Source organism: Pseudomonas sp. CC120222-01a, assembly GCF_003097235.1.
Taxonomy (GTDB): domain Bacteria; phylum Pseudomonadota; class Gammaproteobacteria; order Pseudomonadales; family Pseudomonadaceae; genus Aquipseudomonas.
Map to the genome: position 1 here is coordinate 119,832 of NZ_QEQQ01000012.1, position 25,553 is coordinate 145,384.

Genomic DNA, 25,553 nt, shown 5'->3' on the forward strand with positions numbered 1-25,553 from the left:
GCAACGGACATGACGCTGCAACCCATCTCCCCAGCGCGCTACGAAGACGGCCGTCAGCTCAACCTGGCCGGTTTGGCCGAACGTTTCAGCATGAGCGACCTGAGTGGGTTGCCATTGCTCTGGCAACGCTTCGCACCGCACCTTGGGCATGTGCCCGGGCAGCGCGATCATGACAGTTATGGGGTCTGCTACAACCCCGACGAGCAGGGCGGTTTCGACTACCTGGCAGGTGTGGAAGTCAATGCCGACCAACCCATGCCCGACGGGTTCAGTACCTTGACGCTGGCACCCCAACATTACGCAGTGTTCGAGCACCATGGCAGCTTGCAATGCCTGAAGGCGACCTTCGATGGCATCTTCCAGTGGCTGCCACAGTCGGGTGAGCAGCAGGCCGATGCGGCCCTGTTCGAGCGCTACCCGGCCGGGTTCGATCCTGCCGACCCTCAGGCAGTGATGGAAATCTGGGTTCCCCTGCTGCGGAAATAATTCCGGCAGCCTGTCGATCTGCGCGACTACCGTTCGACCATGAGCTGAAGGTACAAGACATCCTTGTGCCGAAACGCTCATGAACGATCGGAGGAACACCCGATGAACACGGCAGCCGAAAACGAAATCCGTCAGCTTATCGAACGCTGGATGCAGGCCGTGCGTGACCGTGACATTCCCGCCATCACCGCGCCCTACGCCGACGACATCGTCGCCTTCGATGCCATCCAGTCACTGCAGTTCAAGGGCAAGGCCGCCTACCAGGCCCATTGGGAAATGTGCATGAGCATGTGCCCCGGGCCCATGGTCTTCGAGCTTGCCCAACTGACCGTGCACGCTGACGGTGACCTGGGCCTGGCGCACTGGCTGAACCGCTGCGGCCCAGGGGATGACGAGAGCCAGTGCGGCTTCATGCGTGCCACCGTCGGGTACCGCAAGGTCGGCGGCCAGTGGCAGGTGATCCACGAACACTGGTCGGCACCGTTCGACATGGAAACCCAGAAAGCACTGTTCGATCTCAAGCCTTGATCGGCTATCGCCAAATGCACGTTGCCAACGCCTGGAGACGACCATGAAATACCTGTGCCTGGTCTATTGTGACGAAGGGCTGTTGCACAGCCTGCCCGACAGTCCGGAAGACGCCGAATGCCTGGCCTACGCCGAATCGCTGCAGAGCTCCGGGCGCATCATCGCGGCGGAGGCGCTGAAAACCGTGCAGACCGCCACCACCGTGCGCATGCGCGCCGGGCGGATGAGCATCACCGATGGCCCGTTCGCCGAAACCAAAGAGCAGCTCGCCGGCTTCTACCTGGTCGATGCCCGCGACCTCAACGAGGCGCTGAACATCGCCAAGGGCATCCCGGCGGCGCGAGTCGGCAGTGTCGAAGTGCGGCCGGTGCGCGAACTGCAACCCTGACAGCAACGGAGAACAACCAGCATGACCCTTGTCCAACCCGCGTCCGCCCAGCACGAGCTGTCCATCAGCCGCTTGATCGATGCCCCGCCTGCCAAGGTGTTCCGTGCCTGGACCGAGCCCGAATGGCTGATGCAGTGGTGGGGACCGCACGGCATGACCACCCCGGAATGCGAGATGCAGCTATGGGTCGGCGGCCTTTTCCGTACCCTCATGCGCGCCCCGGATGGCTCCGAGTTCCCGACCCAGGGCGTGTTCCTGGAAATTGCCGCCCCGCGCCGGCTGGTGTTCACCGATGCCTTCGGGCCGGGTTGGGTGCCGTCGGACAAGGCCTTCATGACGGCGGTGATCAGCTTCGACGAAGAACACGGCAAGACCCGCTACACCGCCCGTGCCTGGCACTGGAATGCTGCCGACAGCCGCGCCCATGAAGAAATGGGTTTCCATCAGGGCTGGGGAGAGAGCCTGGACCGCCTGGTGGAGGTCGTGACCCAGCGGATGCCTGACTGATGGCGGAGCTGGCGCAGGTACGTGCCGAAGTCGAAGCGGTGTACCGGCGTGATTCGCGGCGCATCCTGGCGACGCTGATCCGCCTGCTGGGGGATTTCGACCTGGCTGAGGAGGCCCTGCACGATGCCTTCTTCATCGCCGTCGAGCGCTGGCAGCGCGATGGCATCCCGGACAACCCGCGGGCTTGGCTGGTCTCCACCGGGCGGTTCAAGGCCATCGACGCATTGCGCCGGCGTGCCCGCTTCGACCGCTCCCAGGCCGACCTGATCATGCTGATCGAAGGCCAGGGGCAAGACCCCAGCGAAGAGGAGCTGCTGGCCGATGACCGCCTGCGGCTGATCTTCACCTGTTGCCACCCGGCCCTGGCGGCCGATGCCCAGGTACCACTGACCCTGCGCGAAGTCTGCGACCTGACCACCGAGCAGATCGCCCGGGCCTTCCTGCAAAGCCCCGCGACCATCGCCCAGCGCATCGTCCGTGCCAAGGCCAAGATTCGCGATGCCGGCATTCCTTATCAGGTCCCGGAGCTGCATGAGCTACCCGAGCGCCTGGAGAGCGTGCTGAGGGTGATCTACCTGGTGTTCAACGAAGGCTATTCGGCGTCCTCGGGCGAGGCGTTGCTGCAACAAGACCTGAGTGACGAGGCGATCCGCCTCGGGCGCCTGCTGGTGCAACTGCTACCGGACGCCGAGGCGGTGGGATTGCTGGCGCTGATGCTGCTGCAGGCATCGCGGCAACGCGCGCGCAGCGATGCCGAGGGCAACCTGTTGCTGCTGGACCAGCAGGACCGCAGCCTGTGGGACCGCGAGCTGATTGCCGAAGGTTGCCAGCTGGTGCGCCTGGCCTTGGCCAGTCGCGCTTTTGGCGCCTACACCGTGCAGGCGGCGATCGCCGCCGTGCATGCCGAGGCGGTGACGGCTGAAGAGACTGATTGGGCGGAAATTGTCGGGCTATACGATGTGCTGCAACGGCACTGGCCGTCAGCCGTGGTGGCGCTCAATCGGGCAGTGGCACTGGCCAAACGCGACGGGGCGCAGGCGGGGCTGGACGCGGTGGAGGCGATTCTGGCAGCGGGAGAGTTGCGCGACTATCACCTGGCCCATGCGGCGCGGGCGGAGATGCATCGGCAGCTGGGGAATGTCGAAGAGGCGCGAGTGGCCTGGCAGCGGGCGCTGGAGTTGACTAGCCAAGAGCCGGAGCGGCGGCATATCGAAAGGCGATTGCGCGAACTGATGTAGAGGCTTTGCCGGCCTATTCGCGGGCACGCCCGCTCCCACAGGTATTGCGCTGCCCTCGATAGCTGCATCAATCCTGTGGGAGCGGGCTTGCCCGCGAAGAATCCAACATTGATATCAGCTGGCGACGAAGTTCGGCGGCGATACCAGCTCGACGGTCTGTTGCTTGCGCGGCGCGAGGATCTCGGCCACGCCCTCGACCACCAGCTCATCGTTCTGGTTGTACACGTTGGTGGCGATACGCACCTTGAACTTCGGCAGTTTCTCGAGGATTTCCAGGCGCACGGTCAGGGTGTCGCCGATCTTCACCGGCTTCTGGAAGCTCATCTGCTGGCCCAGGTAGATGGTGCCAGGGCCAGGCAGGGTGCAGGCCACTGCGGCGCTGATCAGGGCACCGCTGAACATGCCGTGGGCGATGCGCTCCTTGAACATGCTCTTGGCGGCGAATTCGGCATCCAGATGCACCGGGTTGTGGTCACCGGACATGGCGGCGAACAACTGGATGTCACGTTCTTCGACGGATTTCTCGTAGGTGGCCTTCTGGCCGACTTCAAGGGCTTCGTAAGGCGTGTTGGTGACCTGGGTCATTGGGTTTCCTTAAGGGGCGGGCGAGGGCGCCTATCATTCACTGCGGGCAGGGCGGCCAAGGGCCAGCGCTTGCGCTAACCAAGCGAGGATATCAGCGGTGACCTCGTCACGGTTGAGTTCGTTGAGTACTTCGTGCCGCGCCTCAGGATAGACGCGCAGCTGTATATGTCGATTACCGGTCGCACGCAGGGCGTCGGCCAGATGGGTGAGACGCTTGCCGGCACTCACCGGATCACATTCACCGCCAATCACCAGCATGGGCAGGTTCGGGTCGATCTGCGCGAGGTTGCGCGCCTGGCTGATCTGCGCCAGCCCGTGAAGCAGGTCGAGCCACAGCTGGTTGCTGCAGCGAAAGCCGCACAGCGGATCGTTGACGTACTTGTCCACTTCCGCCGGGTCACGGCTGAGCCAGTCGAACGCCGTACGGGGGGGCTTGAAGGCGTTGTTGAACGAGCCGAACGACAGCCACTCGATCAGTGCGCTCTTGCCCAGTGGCCCCTGGCGCCAGGCTTCCAGCCGTGCAATCAGGCGCGCCGCCCGATACAACGTGGCGGGCTGGAAGTTGGAGCCGCTGAGGATTGCCCCGTGCAGGCTGGCGCTGTGGTGCATGAGGTAGGCCTGGGCAATGTAGCTGCCCATGCTGTGGCCGAACAGGAACAGCGGTGTGCAAGGGAACTGCTGGCCGATGTGCTGGGCCAGCAGGCCAAGGTCGTTGACCACGGCATTCCAGCCATGTTGCCGGGCGAACAGGCCGAGGCTGCCCTGCTCGGCGGTGCGCCCGTGGCCGCGCAGGTCCGCTGCCAGCAGGGCGTAGCCGGCATCGCAAAGGGCCTGGCCCAGGCGCTGGTAGCGACCGCCATGCTCGGCCATGCCATGCGCCAGCAGCACCACGGCCTTGACCGGTGTGGCCGGCAGCCATTGGTGCACGTACAGCCTGCAATGCTCGCTGGCAGGCAGCCAGAAGGCGTCATGGGGCATGGCGAATCCTTTGCGCGATGGTGACCCGCTCAGTGTATGCACAACCGGCCGAATTGCAGGAAGGGCACAAATAAGATTCACAATGTTAATGGCGGCACTTGGCGTATATGCCACCTCGGGCATACCTGCTAACGTCGATTCAACGCCTTTTTGCCATCAGGCAAACGGGACAAGGAATCCCTACGGGCTCAGGCAGAGGAACAATAATAAATGCAAGCCGACTTCTGGAATGACAAACGCCCCGAGGGCGTGCCTTCCACCATCGACCTTCACGCGTACGCTTCGGTCGTCGAGGTGTTCGAGCGCAGCTGCAAGCGCTTTGCCGAGCGCCCGGCGTTCAGCAACCTGGGCTTGACCCTGAGCTACGCCGAGCTCGAACGCCATTCGGCAGCGTTCGCCGCCTGGCTGCAGCAGCACACTGACCTCAAGCCGGGTGATCGCATTGCGGTGCAGATGCCCAACGTCCTGCAATACCCCATCGCCGTGTTTGGCGCCCTGCGCGCCGGGCTGATCGTGGTCAATACCAACCCGCTGTACACCGAGCGCGAAATGCGTCACCAGTTCAAGGATGCCGGGGCCCGCGCACTGGTGTACCTGAACATGTTCGGCAAGCGCGTGCAGGAGGTGCTGCCCGATACCGGCATCGAGTACCTGATCGAGGCGAAGATGGGCGACCTGCTGCCTGCAGCCAAGGGCTGGCTGGTCAATACCGTGGTCGACAAGGTCAAGAAGATGGTCCCGGCCTATCATCTGCCCCAGGCCATTTCGTTCAAGCAGGTACTGCGCGAAGGCCGCAGCCTGACGCACAAGCCGGTGCCGCTGTCGCTCGATGACATCGCCGTGCTGCAGTACACCGGCGGTACCACGGGCCTGGCCAAGGGAGCCATGCTCACCCACGGCAACCTGGTGGCCAACATGCTGCAGGTGCTGGCCTGCTTCTCCCAGCATGGCCCGGACGGGCAGCGGCTGATCAAGGAAGGGCAGGAGGTGATGATTGCACCGCTGCCGCTGTACCACATCTATGCCTTCACCGCGAACTGCATGTGCATGATGGTGACCGGCAACCACAACGTGCTGATCACCAACCCGCGTGATATCCCCGGCTTCATCAAGGAGCTGGGCAAGTGGCGTTTTTCCGCGCTTCTGGGGCTGAATACCTTGTTCGTTGCGCTGATGGACCATCCAGGCTTCCGTCAGCTGGACTTTTCGGCACTGAAAGTCACCAACTCCGGCGGCACGGCACTGGTCAAGGCCACTGCCGAGCGTTGGGAAACACTCACCGGCTGCCGTATCGTCGAGGGCTACGGCCTGACCGAAACCTCGCCGGTGGCCAGCACCAACCCCTACGGCCAGCTGGCGCGGCTGGGCACGGTGGGCATGCCGGTGCCGGGCACGGTGTTCAAGGTCATCGATGATGACGGCAACGAACAGCCGCTGGGTGAACGCGGCGAGCTGTGCATCAAGGGCCCGCAAGTAATGAAGGGTTATTGGCAGCAACCGGAGGCCACGGCGCAGGCGCTGGATGCCGAGGGCTGGTTCAAGACCGGCGATATCGCGGTGATCGACCCGGACGGCTTCACCCGCATCGTCGACCGCAAGAAGGACATGATCATCGTCTCCGGTTTCAACGTGTACCCCAACGAAATCGAGGATGTGGTGATGGGCCATCCGCAGGTGGCCAACTGCGCGGCCATCGGTGTGCCGGACGAGCGTTCGGGCGAGGCAGTGAAGTTGTTCGTGGTGGCGCGTGAGGGTGGGGTGAGCGTCGACGACCTCAAGGCCTACTGCAAGGCCAACTTCACCGGCTACAAGGTGCCCAAGCACATCGTGGTGCGTGAGTCGCTGCCAATGACCCCGGTGGGCAAGATTCTGCGCAGGGAATTGCGCGACATCGCTTGAGACCGCGCTGGCTTCTTCGCGGGCGAGCCCGCTCCCACAGAGACCGCACATGCTTGAAGGTTGTGTAGAACCTGTGGGTGCGGGCTTGCCCGCGAATGCTTCCGAGGTGCTCTGGCAGGCAGCTTACAGCCCGATTTGCGACATTTTGGTCAATTACTCTAAAAATGACTTGTATCGTTCATTGAGTCATTTTTGTGACCGCGAGGCCGGTCTTGGCCCCTAGGCGACCCCAATCAAAGCTGTTACTCTCGGCGCGCTTTCAGATGATTCGGTTTGCAACGAACCGCCATCGCATATCAATAATAAGCGCATCGACGCGCGAATCGAACTTCGCTGTTGCTGAAGGAGTGGGCTTCCATGATCGAAAATTTTTGGAAGGATAAATACCCAGCCGGGATTACGGCGGAAATCAATCCTGACGAATTCCCCAATATCCAGGCGGTACTCAAGCAATCCTGCCAACGCTTTGCCAATAAACCGGCCTTTAGCAACCTGGGCAAGACTATCACCTATGGCGAGCTCTACGCGCTATCAGGCGCTTTCGCGGCCTGGCTGCAGCAGCACACTGACCTCAAGCCGGGTGACCGCATTGCCGTCCAGCTGCCCAATGTCCTGCAATACCCGGTAGCGGTATTCGGTGCCATGCGCGCCGGCCTGATCGTGGTCAACACCAACCCGCTGTACACCGTGCGCGAGATGGAGCACCAGTTCAACGACTCCGGTGCCAAGGCTCTGGTGTGCCTGGCCAACATGGCGCACCTGGCCGAGAAGGTGGTGCCCAAGACCCAGGTCAAGCATGTCATCGTCACCGAAGTGGCCGACCTGCTGCCGCCGCTCAAGCGCCTGCTGATCAACAGCGTGATCAAGTACGTGAAGAAGATGGTGCCGGCCTACAACCTGCCGCGTGCCGTGCGCTTCAACGATACCCTGGCGCTGGGCAAGGGCCAGCCGGTCACCGAAGCCAACCCGCAAGCCAACGACGTGGCGGTGCTGCAGTATACCGGCGGTACCACCGGCGTGGCCAAGGGCGCGATGCTGACCCACCGCAACCTGGTGGCCAACATGCTGCAGTGCCGGGCGCTGATGGGCTCCAACCTGAAAGAAGGCTGCGAAATCCTCATCACCCCGCTGCCGCTGTACCACATCTATGCCTTTACCTTCCATTGCATGGCGATGATGCTGATCGGCAACCACAACGTGCTGATCAGCAACCCACGCGACCTGCCGGCAATGGTCAAGGAGCTGGGCAAGTGGAAGTTCAGCGGTTTTGTCGGCCTCAACACGCTGTTCGTGGCGCTGTGCAACAACGAGGCATTCCGCGCCCTGGACTTCTCGGCGCTGAAGATCACCCTGTCCGGGGGCATGGCCCTGCAGCTGAGCGTGGCCGAGCGCTGGAAGAGCGTCACCGGCTGTGCCATCTGCGAAGGCTACGGCATGACCGAAACCAGCCCGGTGGCGGCGGTGAACCCGGCCGAGGCCAACCAGGTGGGCACCATCGGCATCCCGGTGCCATCGACCCTGTGCAAGGTCATCGACGACGCCGGCAACGAGCTGCCGCTGGGCGCAACCGGCGAGCTGTGCGTCAAGGGCCCGCAGGTCATGAAGGGCTACTGGCAGCGTGAAGACGCCACCACCGAGATCCTCGACAGCGAAGGCTGGCTGAAGACCGGTGACATCGCGCTGATCCAGCCGGATGGCTACATGCGCATCGTCGATCGCAAGAAGGACATGATCCTGGTCTCGGGCTTCAACGTGTACCCCAACGAGCTGGAAGACGTGCTCGCCGCCTTGCCGGGCGTGCTGCAGTGCGCGGCCATCGGTGTGCCGGACGAGAAGTCGGGTGAAGTGATCAAGGTGTTCATCGTGGTCAAGCCGGGCATGACCGTGACCAAGGAGCAGGTGATGGAGCACATGCGTGCCAATGTCACTGGCTACAAGGTGCCGCGTTACATCGAGTTCCGCGATGCGCTGCCGACCACCAACGTCGGCAAGATTCTGCGCCGTGAACTGCGTGATGAAGAACTGAAGAAGCAGGGGCTGAAGAAGATCGCCTGATCTTCTGGATCTCGGCTGGCTTTACTGGCCTCTTCGCGGGCAAGCCCGCTCCCACAGGGTTTTGCAGTACTTGTGGGAGCGGGCTTGCCCGCGAAGAGGCCGGTGAAATCAGCGCAGCTTCTCAAGCATCTGGTAGTACCACATCCCCGCCGCCAGCAGCGGATTGCCCAGCAAGTCCCCCATCGGCACTCGCACGTGCTTGCACTGCGCAAAGGTGTCGAACTTCTCCAGCGTTCCAGTCAGTGCCTCGGCCATGATTTCGCCCATGATATGGCTGGTGGCGATGCCGTGCCCGGAATAGCCCTGGCAGTACCACACGTTGTCCGACAGCTTGCCCAGTTGCGGGATGCGGTTGACCACGATGCCCATCGCACAGCTCCACTGGAACTCGATCGGCACGCCCTTGAGCGCCGGGAAGGTGCGCTCGATGCACGGGCGCAGCTCGCCTTCGATGTCACGCGAGTCCTTGCCCGAATAGTTGGCGCCGCCGCCGAACAGCAAACGCTTGTCGGCCGTCAGGCGGTAGTAGTCGAGGACGAAACGGCAGTCGTACACCGCCAGGTCCTGCGGGTTGATCTGCTCCGCCAGATCGCCCAGCGGAGCGGTGGTGACGATGCCGCCCATGGCCGGGAAGATCTTGCCCTTGAGCTGGCGCTTTTCCAGCTTGTGGTAGACGTCACCGGCGAGCATCACCTGGCGTGCTTCGACCCGCCCGTGGGCGGTGACGACCGCAGGGCGCGGGCCATGGACGATGTCCAGCACTTCGGAGTTCTCGAAGATCAGCGCGCCCAGGCTGTGGGCGGCGCGGGCCTCGCCCAGGCACAGGTTGAGCGGGTGCAGGTGCAGGTTGCGCAGATTCTTCAGTGCGCCCAGGTACAGCGGGCTTTGCAGGTGCTCGGCGACACCCTTGCGGTCGAGCAACTGTACCTGGTCGCCCATGCCACGGCGCTCGGCTTCGGTCTGGAAGCTGCGTAGCTCCTCCATGTGCGAAGGTTTCATCGCCGCGTGCAGGTGACCGCGCTTGAGGTCGCAGTCGATGCCGTAGCGCTCGACCCGCTGCTCGATCACCTGATGCCCACGCCAGCGCAGGTGCCAGATGAAATCATCGACCTCGGCGCCCAGGTGGTTGCGCATCTGTGTGCGCATGGCCTCGTCACCCGACAGGCTGCCGGTGACCTGGCCGCCATTGCGTCCGCTGGCACCCCAGCCGATGCGGTTGGTCTCGACGATCGCCACCTTCAGGCCGCGTTCGGCCAGCTCCACCGCGGTGGCCACGCCGGTGAAACCACCGCCGATGATTGCCACGTCGACCTGCACCGTGCCCTTGAGCTGCGGGTACTCGGTGTGGTCGTTCAGCGAGGCGCTGTAATAGGACGGCGCGCGCTGGGCCGGGCCGTTGTTCAATGCTGCGTTCATGGGTGTTCCTTGTTCTGAATAGGGTAAGGCTCAGGCCTGGTGCAGGTACCAGCGCCAGTCCTGTTCGCTGACTTCGGCCATGAACTGGCGGTACTCGGCGCGCTTGACCTTCAGGTAGACGCCGAGGAACGCCTCGCCGAGCGCTTCCCGCGCCCAGTGCGAGCGCTCCAGTGCGTCGAGTGCGGTCAGCCAGTCGGTGGGCAGGTGTTCGGTGGCCTGGGCATAGCCGTTGCCTTCCACCGGCGCACCGGGGTCCAGCTGCTCGCGGATGCCACGATGGCTGGCGGCCAGAATGGCGGCAGCCGCCAGGTATGGGTTGGCATCGGCGCCACAGATGCGGTGCTCGACATGCCGGCTGTTGGCCGGGCCACCGGGTACACGCAGGCTGACGGTGCGGTTGTCGACGCCCCAGGTCGGCGCCAGCGGGGCATAGCTGTTGGCCTGGAAGCGGCGGAACGAGTTGGCGTTGGGGCAGAACAGCAGCAGTGAGTCACGCAGGTGGCGGAGCATGCCGGCCACCGCCTGGCGCAACAGCGGGGTGCCGGCTTTGTCTTCGCTGGCGAACAGGTTGTTGCCGGCGCTGTCGGCCAGGCTCAGGTGCATGTGCATGCCGGTGCCGGCGAGTTGCGCGAACGGCTTGGCCATGAAGCAGGCTTGCATGCCATGGGCATGGGCCACGCCCTTGACCAGGCGCTTGTAGCGCACGGCCTGGTCCATTGCTTCCAGGGCATCGCCATGCTCCAGGGTGATTTCCACCTGGCCCGGGGCATATTCCGAGATCGCCGTGCGCGCCGGAATGCCTTGGGCCTTGCAGGCGGCATACAAGTCGGCGAGGAAGGGTTCGATCTGTTCCAGTTCGCGCAGGCCGTAAACCTGGGTCGTGCGCGGCCGGCCACCGTCGTTGTCCAGTGCCGGTTGTGGGCGGCCCTGGGCATCGCGCTGCTGGTCGAGCAGGTAGAACTCCAGCTCGCAGGCCATCACCGGGTGGTAACCGTCAGCCTTGAGTGCTTCGATGGTGCGCAGCAATACATGGCGCGGGTCGGCGACACTGGCTGGCAGGCCTTCGCTCGGGTGCATGCTGACCTGCACGGCGGCTGTCGGCACACGGCGCCAGGGCAGGCGCACCAGGCTGCCTTCAAGCGGGTAGGCGCGGCAGTCGATGTCGCCGACATCCCAGACCAGGCCGGAGTTTTCCACGTCGTCGCCATTGAGGGTCAGGCCAAGGATGGTGCTGGGCAGCGGGCGGCCGCTCTGGTACACCGCCAGCAGTTCCTCGCGGTGCAGCAGCTTGCCGCGTGGCACGCCGTTGGCGTCGAGGATGAACAGCTCGAACAGTTCGATATCAGGGTTTTCGGCCAGGAAACGACTGGCGTGCTCTACAGGTGCAAAGTGCATGATGGGTTCGCTCACAGGCGCACAGGACCTGCGCGCAGGCGCGGTCCAGATGAGACTAACGGCCGTACGGCGGCCGGGTTTGGTCACAAAGGCGTGAGCGAAGCATCCGGTGGGCGTGCGTGGCGGCAATGCCACAGGGCCCAGAAGGCGAGAATGATGTGGACCAGCGGATTTTCACCGGCGCGGGACCGGGCCTTCGCTAGCGAAGGGCGGGACGACGGTGGGGCGATGGTCTGGACGGGAGTCATGCCTTTGATACTCACATGCGGCGTAAGGTTGATTAAAGCAGTGAATGGCAACCTTTACATCGCACCTGGCTAAACATTGTGCGGGCCTTTTCGCGGGCAAGCCCGCTCCCACAGGTACTTTGCAGGGATCAGCCACCACGCGATCCTGTGGGAGCGGGCTTGCCCGCGAAGAGGCCGGTACAGGCAGCAGAGAGCCGGCAAATCTGCGACAATCGCGCATCCTTCGAATGCCGATCATGAAAAAGCAGGCCCACCTGCATCACTAAAAAGCCCCATGACTGACCAAGCCATCGACAAACTGCTGCAAAACCTCGACCACGCCATGATCGCCGAGCGCCACCGCCTGCGCCGGCAGTTGCATGAACTGCGCAAGCGCCCCGACGAGGCCAAGCTGGCGCAGTGGGTAGAAAAGGTCCAGGCCTCTTGCGCCCAAGTCACCGCACGCCAGAACAGCGTGCCGCCGATCCGTTACGACGACAGCCTGCCGATTGCCGCCAAGCGTGACGAGATCAAGAAGGCCCTGGCCGAAAACCAGGTACTGGTGATCGCCGGCGAAACCGGTTCGGGCAAGACCACCCAGTTGCCGAAGATCTGCCTGGAACTGGGCCGCGGCAGCCATGGCCTGATCGCCCATACCCAGCCACGGCGGATTGCAGCGCGCAGCGTCGCCGCGCGGGTTGCCGAAGAGCTCGGCACGCCGCTGGGCGGGCTGGTTGGCTACCAGGTGCGCTTCGAAGACCAGAGCGATGCCAACACCCTGGTCAAGCTGATGACCGACGGCATCCTGCTGGCCGAAACCCAGCACGACCGTTTCCTCGAACGCTACGACACGATCATCGTCGACGAAGCCCACGAGCGCAGCCTGAACATCGACTTCCTGCTCGGCTACCTGAAGACCCTGCTGCACCGCCGCCCGGACCTGAAGCTGATCATCACCTCGGCGACCATCGACCTGGAGCGCTTTTCCAAGCACTTCGACAATGCGCCGATCATTGAGGTGTCCGGGCGTACCTTCCCGGTGGAAACCTGGTACCGCCCGCTGACCAGCGAGCAGGACGAGGAGGGTAACCAGATCGAGGATGACCTGACCGTCGACCAGGCGATCCTCGCCTCCCTCGACGAGATCGCCCAGCATGAACGCAGCGTGGGCAAAGGCCCCGGCGATGTGCTGGTGTTCCTCCCGGGTGAGCGGGAAATCCGCGATGCCGCGGAGATCCTGCGCAAGGCGCAACTGCGCCACACCGAGATCCTGCCGCTGTATGCGCGCCTGTCGCCGGCCGAGCAGCAGCGCATCTTCCAGTCGCACACCGGGCGCCGCGTGGTGCTCGCCACCAACGTCGCGGAAACCTCGCTGACCGTGCCCGGCATCCGTTACGTGATCGACACCGGTACCGCGCGCATCAGCCGCTACAGCTACCGCGCCAAGGTCCAGCGCCTGCCGATCGAAGCCGTGTCCCAGGCCAGTGCCAACCAGCGCAAGGGCCGCTGCGGCCGGGTCGAGCCGGGTATCTGCATCCGGCTGTACAGCGAAGAAGACTTCAACGGTCGCCCGGCCTTCACCGACCCTGAGATCCTGCGCACCAACCTGGCGGCGGTGATCCTGCAGATGCTGCACCTGCGCCTGGGCTCGATCGACGCCTTCCCGTTCATCGAGCCGCCGGATGGCAAGGCCATCAGCGACGGCTTCAACTTGTTGCAGGAACTCTCGGCGGTCAACCGCGAGAACCAGCTGACGCCGATCGGCCGCCAGCTGGCGCGCCTGCCGATCGACCCGCGGCTGGGCCGCATGCTGCTCGAGGGCGCCCGCCAGGGCAGCCTGCAGGAGGTGCTGATCGTCACCAGTGCGTTGTCGGTGCAAGATCCCCGCGAGCGCCCGCCGGAGCGCCAGCAGGCCGCCGACCAGGCTCATGCGCAGTGGAAGGACGCCGATACCGACTTCGCCGCGCTGGTCAATCTGTGGCGTGGCTTCGAAGAGCAGCGCCAGGCGCTGACGGCCAGTCCGCTGCGCAACTGGTGCCGCAAGAATTTCCTGAACTATCTTCGCCTGCGCGAATGGCGCGATGCCCATCGCCAGCTGTCGCTGATCTGCCGCGAGCTGCAACTGACGGTCAACAAAGAGCCGTCCGACTATCAGAAGGTGCACAAGGCGATCCTCAGCGGCCTGCTCAGCCAGATCGGCCAGAAGACCGAGGAAGGCGATTACCAGGGTGCCCGCCAGCGGCGCTTCTGGGTGCACCCGTCTTCGGGCATTGGCCGCAAGCGCCCGCAGTGGGTGATGGCCGCCGAACTGGTGGAAACCACCAAGCTCTATGCGCGCATGGTCGCCAAGATCGAGCCTGACTGGATCGAGCCGCTGGCGACCCACCTGATCAAGAAGAATCACTTCGAGCCGCACTGGGAGAAGAAGCGCGGGCAGGTGGTGGCCTATGAGCAGATCACCTTGTACGGCCTGATCCTGGTCGGCCGCCGCCCGGTGCACTTTGGCCCGATCGACCCGGTCACCTCGCGTGAGCTGTTCATTCGCGAAGGCCTGGTCGGCGGTGAAATCCAGTCGCGGGCCAAGTGCCTGGCTGCGAACAAGCGCCTGCTCGAAGAGCTCGATGAACTGGAGGCCAAGGCCCGTCGGCGCGACATTCTCGCCGATGAAGAAACCTTGTACGCCTTCTACGAAGCACGCTTGCCGGCGGAGATCCATCAGACCGCGACCTTCGATGCCTGGTACCGCATGACCAGCCAGAAGGACCCGAACCTGCTGATCATGCGCGAGGAAGACGTGCTGGCCCGCGAGGCCAGCGAAGTCACCGCCGCGCAGTACCCGGACAGCATGCAGGTGGGTGAACTGCGCCTGCCGCTGACCTACCACTTCGAGCCTGGTCACCCGCGTGACGGCGTAACTGTGCGGGTGCCGGCGCCGCTGTTGCCGAACCTGCCTGGCGAGCGCCTGGAATGGCTGGTGCCGGGCCTGCTGGAGGCCAAGTGCGTAGCCCTGGTGCGCAACCTGCCCAAGGCGCTGCGCAAGAACTTCGTGCCGGTGCCGGACTTCGTCAAGGCCTCGCTGGCACGCATGACCTTCGGCCAGGGCGCGCTGCCCCAGGCGCTGGGCCAGGAGTTGCTGCGCATGACCGGCGCACGGGTTTCCGATGAGGCCTGGGCCGAGTCGGTCAACCTGGTCGAAGGCCACCTGCGCATGAACATCGAAGTGGTCGATGGCCAGGGCAAGTTCCTCGGCGAAGGCCGCGACCTGGCCGAGCTGACCGCCCGCTTTGCTGCCGCCAGCCAGGCCGCGTTGGCCGTGCCGCGTACCGAGAAGAGCGAGCAGCCGGTGCAGGCCAAGGCCTTCAGCGAGGTCAAGCAGACCGCCCAGCAGAAGATCGCCGGCCTGTCGATGACCGTGTACCCGGCACTGGTGGAAGAAAACGGCACTGTCCGCGAAGGGCGTTTCTCGACCCAGGCCGAAGCCGAGTTCCAGCACCGTCGCGCCTTGCAGCGCCTGTTGTTGCAGCAGTTGGCGGAGCCCGCCAAGTTCCTGCGTGGCAAGCTGCCGGGCTTGACCGAGCTGGGCCTGCTGTACCGCGAGCTGGGCCGGATCGAGGCACTGGTCGAGGACATCCTGCTGGCCAGCCTGGACAGCTGCATCCTCGACGGCGAAGCCACGTTGCCACGTGACGGTGCAGCCCTGGCCGGGTTGGCCGAGCGCAAGCGTGGCAGCTGGGCCGAGCATGCTGAGCGCCTGGCCCGCCAGACGCTGGAAGTGCTGAAGCTGTGGCACGGTCTGCAGAAGCGCTTCAAGGGCAAGATCGACCTGAGCCAGGCGGTGGCGCTGAACGATATCAAGCAGCAGCTGGCCAACCTGGTCTATCCGGGCTTCGTGCGCGAAACCCCTGCCGTGTGGTTCAAGGAATTGCCGCGCTACCTCAAGGCGGTGGAACTGCGCCTGGAGAAGCTGGGCGCCCAGGTGCAGAAGGACCGGGTGTGGAGCGGCGAGCTGGGCAACCTGTGGGCGCAATACAAGGCGCGGGCCGACAAGCATGCCCAGGAAGGCAAGCGCGATGAGCAGCTGACCTTGTACCGCTGGTTGCTGGAGGAGTATCGGGTGTCGCTGTTTGCCCAGCAGTTGGGCACCAAGATGCCGATTTCCGACAAGAGATTGAGCAAGCAGTGGAGCCAAGTGGAAGGCTAACTACCTTGATTTGTGGCACACTTCAGGGAATTTGAGGGTCGCTTTGCGGCCCTTTCGCGGGCACGCCCGCTCCCACAGAGTCAGCGTACGTCTTTTAATTGGCACTAAAGTGCCATTAAGTTGCCATATTCCCAGCCAGCGCCTATGGCGATGGCCTTTGAGCAGAGGATCGATCGTGCATAACGTCGTGATCAGCGGCACCGGCCTGTATACCCCGGCCCAGAGCATTTCCAACGAAGAACTGGTGGCCTCCTTCAATGCCTGGTCGCAGCAGTACAACCAGGACAACGCCGCCGCCATCGAGCGTGGCGAAATCGAAGCAGCCCCCATGTCCGACGCCGCCTTCATCGAAAAGGCCTCGGGCATCAAGAGCCGCTTCGTCATGGACAAGGCCGGCATCCTCGACCCACAGCGCATGAAGCCGCGCCTGCCCGAGCGTTCCAACGACGAGCAGTCGATCCTCTGCGAAATGGGCGTGGCCGCTGCCCGCCAGGCGCTGGAACGCGCCGGTCGTACCCCGGCGGATGTCGACGGGGTGATCGTCGCCTGCTCCAACCTGCAACGCCCTTACCCGGCCATCGCCATCGAAGTGCAGCAGGCGCTGGGCATCGACGGCTTCGCCTTCGACATGAACGTGGCCTGCTCGTCGGCCACCTTCGGCATCCAGACCGCTGCCAACAGCGTGCAACTGGGCCAGTCCCGGGCGGTGCTGGTGGTCAGCCCGGAGATCTGCACCGGGCACCTGAATTTCCGTGATCGCGACAGCCACTTCATCTTCGGTGACGCGGCTACTGCAGTGCTGGTCGAGCGTGCCGACCTGGCCACCTCGGCACACCAGTTCGACATCCTTGGCACCAAGCTGAAGACCGCGTTCTCCAACAACATCCGCAACAACTTCGGCTTCCTCAACCGCGCGGCGGAAGAGGGCATCGACGCGCGCGACAAACTGTTCGTTCAGGAAGGGCGCAAGGTGTTCAAGGAAGTTTGCCCGATGGTCGCCGAGCTGATCGGTGAGCACCTGGGCGAAAACGACCTGCAACGGTCGGACGTCAAGCGCTTCTGGCTGCACCAGGCCAACCTCAGCATGAACCACCTGATCGTCAAGAAGCTGATGGGGCGTGAGGTGAACGAGGAGGAGGCACCGGTAATTCTCGACCGGTATGCCAATACCAGTTCGGCGGGGTCGGTGATTGCCTTCCACCTGTACCAGGATGACCTGGCGCCAGGGTCGTTGGGCGTGCTGAGCTCGTTCGGCGCGGGGTATTCAATTGGCAGCGTGATTCTGCGCAAGCGTTGATTGTCGCGTTAGTTGTCAGATCGAGGGGACCGCTTTGCGGCCCCCTCTTTTTTTGCAGGCAAAAAAAGGCGGGAAATGCCGGATGGGGTCGGCATTTCCCGCCTCAGAGTGAAGCAGAGGAGGGTGTCGCTTAGAACTTGGCTTCCAGGTCCACCTGCAGGGTATCTACGCTGGCGTTGCTGTCCGGCAGGTTGGAGTAGTCGGTCTTGGCCATCATGTAGGCCGCGCCGAGGGTGAAGTTCTTGTCGATTTCGTAACCGACCTTGAACTTGTGACCGCGCGAACCGGTGAAGCCGTTACCGAAGTCAGAGTCGGTGAACAGGCTGACTACGCCGTTACGCTGCACGTCGCGGTAGTTGTAGTCCAGGCTCCAGGCGCCGATCTTGGACTTCAGGCCTGCCAGCCAGGCAGTGTCCATGCCGTCGGTGCTTTCGGTGTTCTTGACGTACTGGCCGTAAGCCGACAGTGGGATGGCGAAGCCGGTGAAGTCGACCTGGCCGAAACCTTCAACCAGGTTGAACTCGTCGGTGGTGTTACCCAGCGAACGCAGCAGGGCCGAGGCCTTGTCGTTGTCGTAGCCGTAGAGGCTGGCACCGACGGTGACCTTGACGGTGTCAGCCGCGTTGAACTTGGTACCCAGCTGGGCCGCGTACAGCTGTGCGTCGTGCTTGTACTGCACGCCGTCGCCGTCGACGTTGTCCTTCAGGTTGTAGTGGCCGATGCTGCCGAACACTTCGGCTGGGCCGGCGTTGGTCTTGTAGGTGACGGCCACGCCTTCCGGGTTGATATCGCTGTCCCAGATGATGTCGCCCATGCTCACCCATGGCTGCATCATCTTGCCGCCGATCAGGTGCAGGTTAGGCACGGCAGTCGGGTGCCAGTCGAGGTAGGCCAGATCGACCCACAGCGATTTCTTCTCGAAGTAGTTGTCCAGGCTCTGGTTGGTCGAGCGGGCATCGGCGCTGCTGCCGGTGGCCACACGCACGCCAGCATCAACCTGCGGGTTGATCTCGCTGTAGAAGCCGACGCGGGCACGCACCCGCTCGCGGTCCTGGTTGGGGCTGCGGGAGATCGGGTTGTCGACGTTGACGTCTTCGTAACGCAGGCGCACATCACCCTTGATCTGGGTCTTGGCGGCCCATGCCACTTTTTGTTCGAAGGAGCTCATCCGGTCGGACTGAGCTTTCTGAGCGGCCTTTTCCTTGGTTTCCTGAGCCAGGTCGCCCTGCAGTTCGTTGTACTGCGCCTGGTTGATCGAGCCATTGGCGCGGAGCATTTCGAGCAGCTTGGCGTCGACGGCAGCACTGGCCGGAGTACTCATAGCCAGCATCATGCCGGTGAGGCTCACTCCGGTAAGTGTAGAAACAAGACGCATAAGGTTCTCCCTACTTAAAAGATTTGGGGAGGCTCAGCGCCCGCCCCCATGTTGGCATGTCTTCGGAAAGGGCCTGACTAGACAGGTTCTGGGGTTCCGGAAAACAGGCGCAAGTATTGCGGGGGCCAATGACAGATTAATGTCTAATTAGTGGCACTGCTGTTAAGTAATTGAGAATGAAAGGCGAAACGGGCCGATCCGCATTTGAGCGACGGGCCTCTGTTCGCCGATACTGATGGCCTTGCACAGTGAGTCGAAAACGTGACCAGTCTCTACAGCCTTGCCCATCTGCGTGACCTGCCAGCGGCGACCTGGGATGCCCTGGTCCCCCCTGGCCAACCGTTCCTGCGCCATGCCTTTCTCAGTGCCATGGAAGACAGCGGCAGTGTTGCCCGCAACACCGGCTGGGCAGCCGAACACCTGGTGCTGGAGCGCGACGGGCAGGTGCGTGCGCTGTTGCCGGCGTACCGCAAATGGCATTCGTATGGCGAGTACGTGTTCGACCACGGCTGGGCTGATGCCTGCGAGCGCGCCGGAATCGCCTACTACCCCAAGCTGCTCGGCGCCGTGCCGTTCAGCCCGGTCAGCGGGCCGCGTCTGCTGGCGGCCGACCCTGCCGATGGCCTGCTGGTGCTGCAGGCATTGCCCGAGTATCTGGGCAAAGCCGGGCTGTCCGGGGCGCACATCAATTTCACCGACCCACAACTGGATGCGCAGATGGCGGCATTGCCGGGCTGGATGGAACGGCTGGGTTGTCAGTTCCATTGGCGCAATCACGGTTATCGCGACTTCCAGGACTTTCTCGACAGCCTCAGCTCACGCAAGCGCAAGCAGATGCGCAAGGAACGTGAGCAGGTGGCGGGGCAGGGCATCGATTTTCGCTGGTATCGCGGTGATGAGCTGGACGAAGCGCAGTGGGACTTTGTTTTCCTCTGTTATGCCAACACCTATGCGGTGCGCAGGCGCTCCCCCTATCTGACCCGGGAGTTCTTCAGCCTGTTGGCCGAGCGCATGCCCGAGGCCGTGCGCGTGGTGATGGCGCGCCAGGGCGGGCGTGATGTGGCCATGGCCTTGAGCCTGGTCGGTGGCGACAGCCTGTTTGGCCGCTACTGGGGCTGCCTCGATGAGTTCGACCGGTTGCATTTCGAGACCTGCTTCTACCAGGGCATGGACTTTGCGATTGCCGAGGGGCTGCAGCGTTTCGATGCCGGGGCGCAGGGCGAACACAAGCTGATTCGCGGGTTCGAGCCGGTGCTGACGCGGTCGTGGCATTACCTGCTGCATCCGGGGTTGCGGCGGGCGGTGGAGGATTTTCTGCAGCAGGAGCGGGAAGGGGTGCGGGGGTATGCCGAGGAGGCAAGGGGAATGTTGCCCTACCGCCAAGGCTAAAGCCTGACGCAAATCCTTGTGGGAGCGGCCTTGTGTCGCGAAAGGGCCGCACAGCGGCCCCGGCAATTTCAGCGGAGAAACTGCAATCTGGGGCTGCTATGCAGCCCTTTCGCGACACAAGGCCGCTCCCACAAGAAGTGCGTGGCCGCGAGGTTCAGTCGACCCCGACAAACCCCCCGGTCTGGTGATGCCACAAGCGGGCATACAACCCCCGCTGTTCCAGCAGCTCGCTGTGGCTGCCACTTTCGACGATCCGCCCCTTGTCCAGCACCACCAGGCGGTCCATCCGGGCAATGGTCGACAGCCGGTGAGCGATGGCGATCACCGTCTTGCCCTGCATCAAGGTCTCCAGGCTTTCCTGAATGGCCGCTTCGACCTCCGAGTCCAGCGCCGAAGTGGCTTCGTCCATGATCAGGATCGGCGCATTCTTCAGCAGCACCCGGGCAATCGCGATGCGCTGGCGCTGGCCGCCAGAAAGCTTCACGCCACGCTCGCCGACATGGGCATCGAAGCCGGTGCGGCCCTGGGCATCCGACAACTGCGGAATGAACTCGTCGGCCCGCGCCCGGCGCACGGCTTCGTGTAGCGCCGCGTCACTGGCACCGGGGCGGCCATACAGCAGGTTGTCGCGGATCGAGCGGTGCAGCAGCGAGGTGTCCTGGGTGATCATGCCGATCTGTGCGCGCAGGCTGGCCTGGCTGACCTCGGCGATGTCCTGGCCGTCGATCAGGATGCGCCCGCCCTGCACGTCGTACAGGCGCAGCAGCAGGTTGACCAGGGTCGACTTGCCCGCGCCGGACGGGCCGATCAGGCCGATCTTCTCGCCCGGGCGGATGTCCAGGTTGAGCCCTTCGATCACGTTGGCGGCCTTGCCATAGTGGAAGTCCACGTCGTCAAAGCGCACGGCGCCGCGGCTGACCTTGAGGGGCGGCGCCTGGGGCTTGTCGGTGACGGTGACCGGCTGGGCGATGGTCTGCAGGCCGTCCTGGACCATGCCGATGTTCTCGAAGATGCCGTTGACCACCCACATGATCCAGCCCGACATGTTGACGATGCGGATCACCAGGCCGGTGGCCAGGGCGATGGCACCGACGGTAATCAGCGACTGGCTCCACAGCCACAGCGCAAGGCCCGTGGTGGTGACCACCAGCAGGCCGTTGAGGGTGGTGATGACCACGTCCATGCTGGTGACCACGCGCGAGGCCAGCTGGGTTTTCTCGGTCTGTTCGCGAATTGCTTCGCGGGCGTACTGCTGTTCATAGTCGGTGTGGGCGAACAGCTTGAGGGTGGCGATGTTGGTGTAGCCATCGACGATCCGCCCCATCAGCTTGGAGCGGGCGTCGGAGGAAATCACCGAGCGCTCCTTCACCCGTGGCACAAAGTAATACAGCGCGGCGATGTAGCCGACGATCCACACCAGCAGCGGCAGCATCAGACGCCAGTCGGCCTCGGCGAACAGCACCAGCGAGGTGATGGCGTAGATCAGCACATGCCACAGCGCATCCACCGCCTGCACGGCAGAGTCGCGCAGCGAGTTGCCGGTCTGCATGATGCGCTGGGCGATGCGCCCGGCGAAGTCGCTCTGGAAGAAATTCAGGCTCTGCTTGAGCACATAGGTGTGGTTCTGCCAGCGGATCAGGCTGGTCATGCCGGGGTTGATGGTCTGGTGCACCAGCAGGTCGTGCAGGCCGAAGAACACCGGCCGCAGCAGCAGGATCACCACCAGCATCCAGATCAGCTCGCCGCTGTGTTCGCTGAAGAAGTTGACGTTGGGCGTACCCTGGGCCAGGTCGATGATGCGGCTCAGGTAGCTGAACATCGCCACCTCGATCAGCGAGGCGAACAGGCCCACCACCAGCAGGGCGAGAAAACTCGGCCAGACCTGGCGCAGGTAGTACAGGTAGAACGGCCAGACCTGGCCGGGTGGCGACTCGCTGGGCGCGTCGCGGAAGATGTCGATCAGTTGCTCGAAACGGCGGTACAGCATGGGTGACAAGACTCCTGTGCTACCCGACCCCGGAAGGTTTCACGTCCCTGTGAAACCGGCGGTCAGTCGATGCGTTTGGCGGACTTGATGTACACCGGATCGGCCGGGACATCGCGCATGCCTTTTTTCACCGTGGTTGGCGAGTTGACGATCTGGTCGACCACTTCCATGCCCTGGGTCACTTTGCCGAACACGGCGTAACCGGCGTCGCGGCCCGGGTTGAGGAAGTCGTTGTCGGCGACGTTGATGAAGAACTGGCTGGTGGCCGAGTTCGGATTGGAGGTGCGTGCCATCGACAGGGTGCCACGGGTGTTCTGCAGGCCGTTGCTGGCCTCGTTCTTGATCGGGTCCTTGGTGTCTTTCTGCACCATCTGGTCAGTGAAGCCGCCGCCCTGGACCATGAAGCCCGGGATCACGCGGTGGAAAATGGTGTTGTTGTAGAAACCGCTGTCGACGTAGGCCAGGAAGTTCTTGGTACTGATCGGCGCTTTTTCTGCATTGAGCTCGATGGTGACCTGGCCGAAGCTGGTGTCCAGCTGAACGTGCGGGGTCTTGTCGGAAGCCATGACGCTGGTGGCGAAGGCGACCGAGCAGGCGGTGAGCAGGAGTTTTTTCAGCATGGGCTCAATGATCCTTGAGAGGTGGAAGCGGCTGCAAGGAACTGCAGCAGGGTCTGGTTGAAGACCTCGGGTTGATCGAGGGGTGTAGCGTGCCGGGAATCGTCGATGACCACCAGCCTGGCGTGGGGCATCAGGGCGACGTAGCGCTCTTTAAGGTGTATCGGCGTGTAATCGTGGTCGGCGGCAATCACCAGCGTGGGACAGCGGATCTGCCCGATGCGTTCCTGCACGCCCCAGTCGACGATGGCGTCGAAGCTCTTGAGGTAGGCGCGCTTGTCGTTGCGTGCCCAGCGTTCGGCCATCTTCTTGCGCAGCTCGGCCTGCCCCGGCTTGGGGAACAGCCGCGCGGCCAGGCCCTGGCCGACCGTCTCGACGCTGAGGATGCGCGCCAGGCCCCAGCGCTTGAGCCACCACAGCCAGTCGCTGCGGGTGCGACGCTTGACCTCGGGGGCGCTGTTGACGATGCACAGGCTGCGCAGCCATTGCGGGTGGTCCACGGCGAACTGGAACCCGATCATGCCGCCCATGGACAGGCCGACGAAGTGCACCGGGCCGGTCTGCAGGTGCTCGAGCAGGGCCAGCAGGTCTTCGCTGAAGGTGGCGATCTGGTAACCGTCGCGGGGCTTGTCGGAGCGGCCGTGGCCGCGGATGTCCATGAGGATCACCCGATAGTGGCGGCTCAGCTCGGGGACCTGCAGCTCCCAGTCCTGGCTGCTGGAGCCCAGGCCGTGCAGCAGCATCAGGGGTTCGCCCTGGCCATATTCCTGATAATGCAGCGAGCATCCTTCATGTTCGAAATAGGCCATGGGCGCGGTCCTCTCAGGCTTGTGGGGGGGCTGCGAAGGGCACGTCCAGCGGCGCGGTGTCGAAATTGCGCAGCAGGTCGATGAGAATCTGCGTGGCCGGGCCCAGGGTCTTCTCTTTGCTCGAATAAAGGTAGAACAGTGGGTGGCGGCTGCCACCCTGATCGAGCGGCAATGGCTTCAGCACGCCGTCGTGCAGCTCCCGTTCGATCATGTGCCGTGGCAACCAGGCAAAGCCCAGGCCGCTGCCGACGAAGGTGGCGGCGGTGCCCAGGCTGCCGACCGTCCAGCGCTGCTCGGCGCCGAGCCAGCCGACATCACGGGGCTGGGCGCGGCCGGAGTCGCGGATCACCACCTGCAGCTGGCTTTCCAGGTCCTGGAAGGTGATCTCCCGGCCCAGGCGGTGCAGGCTGTGTTCCGGGTGGGCGACGGCGACGAACTCCACCGAACTCAGCTCGGTGCCCAGGTAGCCGCCGATGCTGTAGCTGCTGATGGCCAGGTCGGCGATGCCTTCGTGCATCACTTCCTCGACGCCCGACAGCACCTCTTCACGCAGGCGCACCCGGCAACCGCGGCTCTGTGGCATGAACGCAGCCAGGGCGCGCACCAGGCGGGCGCTGGGGTAGGCGGCATCGACCACCAGGCGCACCTCGGCCTCCCAGCCTTGCTCCATATGGTGCGCCAGGTCTTCCAGCTGGCTGGCCTGCTTGACCAGGTGCCGCGAACGGCGCAGCAGCACGTTGCCGGCCTCGGTCAGCACGGCCTTGCGGCCATCGATGCGCAGCAGCGGCACGCCCAGCTGCTCCTGCATGCGCGCCACGGTGTAGCTGACCGAAGACTGCGAACGGTGCAGGGCTTCGGCGGCCTGGGCAAACCCGCCATGGTCGACCACTGCTTGCAGGGTCCGCCATTGATCCAGGGTCACGCGCGGCGCTTTCATGTTTGGCTCCTGTTGTCCTAAGCTGCGCTCTTTCAAGGAGAGCGCCCCATGAAGAAATGTTGTGCGGCAATTCTGATGTGCCTGCCCCTTGGGGCCATGGCTTACCCCATCGACGTGGAGAAGGAACTGACCGGGGTCAAGCTGGACTACACCACCTATGACACGGCCTACGACATCGGGTCCATTACCCTGAACAACTATGGGCAAGTGCCGGCAGCCTGCAAGGTGACCTTCCGCAACGGGCCCGAGGCACCGCGGGTGCGTCGGGTCAACGTACCGGCTGGCAAGCGTGTCGATGTGACGGCCAATTTCAATCGGCAGATCATCAAGCTGCGCATCGCGCTGGACTGCAAAGCGCAATAAAACGGATTAATCGATAGATTGAACCCACTTTTTACGCTTTTTTATCGATAGGTCAAGCCTTAATCTCACCTCCATCGAATCGCAACCCTTTATGCCGATGGAGGCACCCCATGTCCCGCGTACTGATCATCGAAAGCAGCGCCCGCCAGCAGGATTCCGTTTCCCGTCAACTGACCCGTGACTTCATCCAGCAGTGGCAGGCCGCGCACCCGGCTGACCAGATCACCGTACGCGACCTGGCGGTTAACCCGGTGCCACACCTGGATGCCAACCTGCTCGGTGGCTGGATGAAGCCTGAAGAACAGCGCAGCGCCGCCGAACTGGAGGCCCTGGCCCGTTCCAACGAGCTGACCGATGAAGTGCTGGCTGCCGACGTGCTGGTGATGGCCGCGCCGATGTACAACTTCACCATCCCCAGCACCCTCAAGGCCTGGCTGGACCACGTGCTGCGCGCCGGCATCACCTTCAAGTACACCCCGACCGGCCCGCAAGGCCTGCTCACCGGCAAGCGCGCCATCGTCCTGACTGCCCGTGGCGGCATCCATGCCGGTGCCACCAGCGACCATCAGGAACCGTACCTGCGCCAGGTGATGGCCTTCATCGGTATTCACGATGTCGACTTCATCCATGCCGAAGGCCTGAACATGAGTGGCGAGTTCCACGAGAAGGGCCTGAACCAGGCCAAGGCCAAGCTGGCCGCGGTGGCCTGAGCTTCAACGAATTCCCATCCCTGACACCTGTTGTAGCTCCTTTGGGTGTACCTGCCCGGCCTGATGGCCGGGCTTTTTTATGCCTGGCACACGCGATCTGCTTTTGCTTTATGTGGGAGCGGCCTTGTGTCGCGAAAGGGGTGCGAAGCGCCCCCAGGATCTCAGC

Annotated in this window: 21 protein-coding genes; 12 read left to right on the forward strand and 9 right to left on the reverse strand. The window is 63.6% G+C overall.

Annotated features, from left to right (window positions below):
- Positions 1-9: 9 nt before the first annotated feature.
- From N430_RS16875 to N430_RS16895, 5 genes are all read left to right on the forward strand, one after another.
- Positions 10-486 (forward strand): GyrI-like domain-containing protein, encoded by a 477-nt coding sequence (locus N430_RS16875; protein WP_110636997.1) that lies wholly within the window; start codon positions 10-12, stop codon positions 484-486.
- Positions 487-588: 102 nt separating this feature from the next.
- Positions 589-1,014 carry a nuclear transport factor 2 family protein gene (locus N430_RS16880; protein ID WP_110636994.1) on the forward strand — a complete coding sequence of 142 codons (426 nt, stop codon included), beginning with the start codon at positions 589-591 and terminating at the stop codon, positions 1,012-1,014.
- A 43-nt stretch (positions 1,015-1,057) separates the two neighbouring features.
- Positions 1,058-1,402, forward strand: coding sequence for a YciI family protein (locus tag N430_RS16885; protein WP_110636991.1), 345 nt, complete (start codon positions 1,058-1,060; stop codon positions 1,400-1,402).
- 21 nt (positions 1,403-1,423) lie between these two features.
- Complete coding sequence (locus N430_RS16890; RefSeq protein ID WP_110636988.1) at positions 1,424-1,909, forward strand: SRPBCC family protein; 486 nt, start codon at positions 1,424-1,426, stop codon at positions 1,907-1,909.
- On the forward strand, positions 1,909-3,147 hold the full coding sequence (locus N430_RS16895) for an RNA polymerase sigma factor (protein ID WP_110636985.1): 1,239 nt from the start codon (positions 1,909-1,911) through the stop codon (positions 3,145-3,147). Before N430_RS16890 ends, N430_RS16895 begins: the two co-directional genes overlap by 1 nt.
- A 114-nt stretch (positions 3,148-3,261) precedes the next feature.
- Here the strand turns inward: N430_RS16895 and N430_RS16905 are convergent, their stop codons facing one another.
- Together N430_RS16905 and N430_RS16910 are read right to left on the reverse strand one after the other, a co-directional pair.
- Positions 3,262-3,732 (reverse strand): MaoC family dehydratase, encoded by a 471-nt coding sequence (locus N430_RS16905; RefSeq protein ID WP_054885695.1) that lies wholly within the window; start codon positions 3,730-3,732, stop codon positions 3,262-3,264.
- A 33-nt stretch (positions 3,733-3,765) separates the two neighbouring features.
- Complete coding sequence (locus N430_RS16910) at positions 3,766-4,710, reverse strand: alpha/beta hydrolase (RefSeq protein WP_110636982.1); 945 nt, start codon at positions 4,708-4,710, stop codon at positions 3,766-3,768.
- Between the two features lie 210 nt (positions 4,711-4,920).
- Here N430_RS16910 and fadD2 point away from each other — a divergent pair, with 210 nt between their 5' ends.
- Together fadD2 and fadD1 are read left to right on the forward strand one after the other, a co-directional pair.
- Positions 4,921-6,609 carry a long-chain-fatty-acid--CoA ligase FadD2 gene (gene fadD2, locus N430_RS16915; protein WP_110636979.1) on the forward strand — a complete coding sequence of 563 codons (1,689 nt, stop codon included), beginning with the start codon at positions 4,921-4,923 and terminating at the stop codon, positions 6,607-6,609.
- A gap of 357 nt (positions 6,610-6,966) precedes the next feature.
- Positions 6,967-8,664 carry a long-chain-fatty-acid--CoA ligase FadD1 gene (gene fadD1 / locus N430_RS16920; RefSeq protein WP_110636976.1) on the forward strand — a complete coding sequence of 566 codons (1,698 nt, stop codon included), beginning with the start codon at positions 6,967-6,969 and terminating at the stop codon, positions 8,662-8,664.
- A 108-nt stretch (positions 8,665-8,772) separates the two neighbouring features.
- Here the strand turns inward: fadD1 and N430_RS16925 are convergent, their stop codons facing one another.
- Positions 8,773-10,080 (reverse strand): FAD-binding oxidoreductase, encoded by a 1,308-nt coding sequence (locus N430_RS16925; RefSeq protein ID WP_110636973.1) that lies wholly within the window; start codon positions 10,078-10,080, stop codon positions 8,773-8,775.
- Positions 10,081-10,110: 30 nt separating this feature from the next.
- Positions 10,111-11,475, reverse strand: coding sequence for a glutamine synthetase family protein (locus N430_RS16930; RefSeq protein WP_110637263.1), 1,365 nt, complete (start codon positions 11,473-11,475; stop codon positions 10,111-10,113).
- A gap of 522 nt (positions 11,476-11,997) precedes the next feature.
- Between N430_RS16930 and hrpA the strand changes: the two genes are divergently transcribed.
- Positions 11,998-15,903, forward strand: coding sequence for an ATP-dependent RNA helicase HrpA (gene hrpA / locus N430_RS16935; protein WP_110636969.1), 3,906 nt, complete (start codon positions 11,998-12,000; stop codon positions 15,901-15,903).
- Positions 15,904-16,078: 175 nt separating this feature from the next.
- The gene (locus N430_RS16940) at positions 16,079-17,200 is read left to right on the forward strand and encodes a beta-ketoacyl-ACP synthase III (protein WP_110636966.1); all 1,122 of its coding nucleotides are present in this window, start codon (positions 16,079-16,081) and stop codon (positions 17,198-17,200) included.
- A gap of 130 nt (positions 17,201-17,330) precedes the next feature.
- Here N430_RS16940 and N430_RS16945 read toward each other — a convergent pair whose 3' ends face one another.
- Complete coding sequence (locus N430_RS16945) at positions 17,331-18,575, reverse strand: putative porin (protein WP_110636964.1); 1,245 nt, start codon at positions 18,573-18,575, stop codon at positions 17,331-17,333.
- Positions 18,576-18,836: 261 nt separating this feature from the next.
- Between N430_RS16945 and N430_RS16950 the strand changes: the two genes are divergently transcribed.
- Complete coding sequence (locus N430_RS16950) at positions 18,837-19,964, forward strand: GNAT family N-acetyltransferase (protein WP_110636961.1); 1,128 nt, start codon at positions 18,837-18,839, stop codon at positions 19,962-19,964.
- 154 nt (positions 19,965-20,118) lie between these two features.
- On the opposite strand, the gene N430_RS16955 is transcribed toward N430_RS16950, so the two are convergent.
- The 4 genes from N430_RS16955 to N430_RS16970 form a co-directional block, all read right to left on the reverse strand.
- Positions 20,119-21,951: an ABC transporter ATP-binding protein gene (locus N430_RS16955; protein ID WP_110636958.1), complete on the reverse strand. Its 1,833-nt coding sequence runs from the start codon at positions 21,949-21,951 to the stop codon at positions 20,119-20,121.
- A 62-nt stretch (positions 21,952-22,013) separates the two neighbouring features.
- Positions 22,014-22,571, reverse strand: a complete 558-nt coding sequence (locus N430_RS16960; RefSeq protein WP_110636955.1) for a peptidylprolyl isomerase — start codon at positions 22,569-22,571, stop codon at positions 22,014-22,016.
- Positions 22,565-23,377, reverse strand: coding sequence for an alpha/beta fold hydrolase (locus tag N430_RS16965; protein ID WP_110636952.1), 813 nt, complete (start codon positions 23,375-23,377; stop codon positions 22,565-22,567). The genes N430_RS16960 and N430_RS16965 overlap by 7 nt, the downstream gene beginning before the upstream one ends.
- Positions 23,378-23,390: 13 nt before the next feature.
- Complete coding sequence (locus tag N430_RS16970; RefSeq protein WP_027918709.1) at positions 23,391-24,314, reverse strand: LysR family transcriptional regulator; 924 nt, start codon at positions 24,312-24,314, stop codon at positions 23,391-23,393.
- A 48-nt stretch (positions 24,315-24,362) separates the two neighbouring features.
- On the opposite strand from N430_RS16970, the gene N430_RS16975 reads away from it, so the two are divergent.
- Positions 24,363-24,677: a 3-phosphoglycerate kinase gene (locus N430_RS16975; RefSeq protein ID WP_110636949.1), complete on the forward strand. Its 315-nt coding sequence runs from the start codon at positions 24,363-24,365 to the stop codon at positions 24,675-24,677.
- 110 nt (positions 24,678-24,787) lie between these two features.
- The gene (locus N430_RS16980) at positions 24,788-25,387 is read left to right on the forward strand and encodes an FMN-dependent NADH-azoreductase (RefSeq protein ID WP_110636946.1); all 600 of its coding nucleotides are present in this window, start codon (positions 24,788-24,790) and stop codon (positions 25,385-25,387) included.
- The last annotated feature ends 166 nt before the right edge of the window (positions 25,388-25,553 follow it).

Bases quoted from the DNA above. Each gene is read 5' to 3' on its own strand.
- N430_RS16895 (WP_110636985.1), top strand. From the start codon at position 1,909: ATGGCGGAGCTGGCGCAGGTACGTGCCGAAGTCGAAGCGGTGTACCGG.
- N430_RS16965 (WP_110636952.1), bottom strand. From the start codon at position 23,377: ATGGCCTATTTCGAACATGAAGGATGCTCGCTGCATTATCAGGAATAT.
- N430_RS16880 (WP_110636994.1), top strand. From the start codon at position 589: ATGAACACGGCAGCCGAAAACGAAATCCGTCAGCTTATCGAACGCTGG.
- fadD1 (WP_110636976.1), top strand. From the start codon at position 6,967: ATGATCGAAAATTTTTGGAAGGATAAATACCCAGCCGGGATTACGGCG.
- N430_RS16875 (WP_110636997.1), top strand. From the start codon at position 10: ATGACGCTGCAACCCATCTCCCCAGCGCGCTACGAAGACGGCCGTCAG.
- N430_RS16910 (WP_110636982.1), bottom strand. From the start codon at position 4,710: ATGCCCCATGACGCCTTCTGGCTGCCTGCCAGCGAGCATTGCAGGCTG.
- N430_RS16945 (WP_110636964.1), bottom strand. From the start codon at position 18,575: ATGCGTCTTGTTTCTACACTTACCGGAGTGAGCCTCACCGGCATGATG.
- N430_RS16960 (WP_110636955.1), bottom strand. From the start codon at position 22,571: ATGCTGAAAAAACTCCTGCTCACCGCCTGCTCGGTCGCCTTCGCCACC.
- N430_RS16930 (WP_110637263.1), bottom strand. From the start codon at position 11,475: ATGCACTTTGCACCTGTAGAGCACGCCAGTCGTTTCCTGGCCGAAAAC.
- N430_RS16905 (WP_054885695.1), bottom strand. From the start codon at position 3,732: ATGACCCAGGTCACCAACACGCCTTACGAAGCCCTTGAAGTCGGCCAG.
- hrpA (WP_110636969.1), top strand. From the start codon at position 11,998: ATGACTGACCAAGCCATCGACAAACTGCTGCAAAACCTCGACCACGCC.
- N430_RS16975 (WP_110636949.1), top strand. From the start codon at position 24,363: ATGAAGAAATGTTGTGCGGCAATTCTGATGTGCCTGCCCCTTGGGGCC.
- N430_RS16885 (WP_110636991.1), top strand. From the start codon at position 1,058: ATGAAATACCTGTGCCTGGTCTATTGTGACGAAGGGCTGTTGCACAGC.
- N430_RS16890 (WP_110636988.1), top strand. From the start codon at position 1,424: ATGACCCTTGTCCAACCCGCGTCCGCCCAGCACGAGCTGTCCATCAGC.
- N430_RS16980 (WP_110636946.1), top strand. From the start codon at position 24,788: ATGTCCCGCGTACTGATCATCGAAAGCAGCGCCCGCCAGCAGGATTCC.
- fadD2 (WP_110636979.1), top strand. From the start codon at position 4,921: ATGCAAGCCGACTTCTGGAATGACAAACGCCCCGAGGGCGTGCCTTCC.
- N430_RS16955 (WP_110636958.1), bottom strand. From the start codon at position 21,951: ATGCTGTACCGCCGTTTCGAGCAACTGATCGACATCTTCCGCGACGCG.
- N430_RS16970 (WP_027918709.1), bottom strand. From the start codon at position 24,314: ATGAAAGCGCCGCGCGTGACCCTGGATCAATGGCGGACCCTGCAAGCA.
- N430_RS16925 (WP_110636973.1), bottom strand. From the start codon at position 10,080: ATGAACGCAGCATTGAACAACGGCCCGGCCCAGCGCGCGCCGTCCTAT.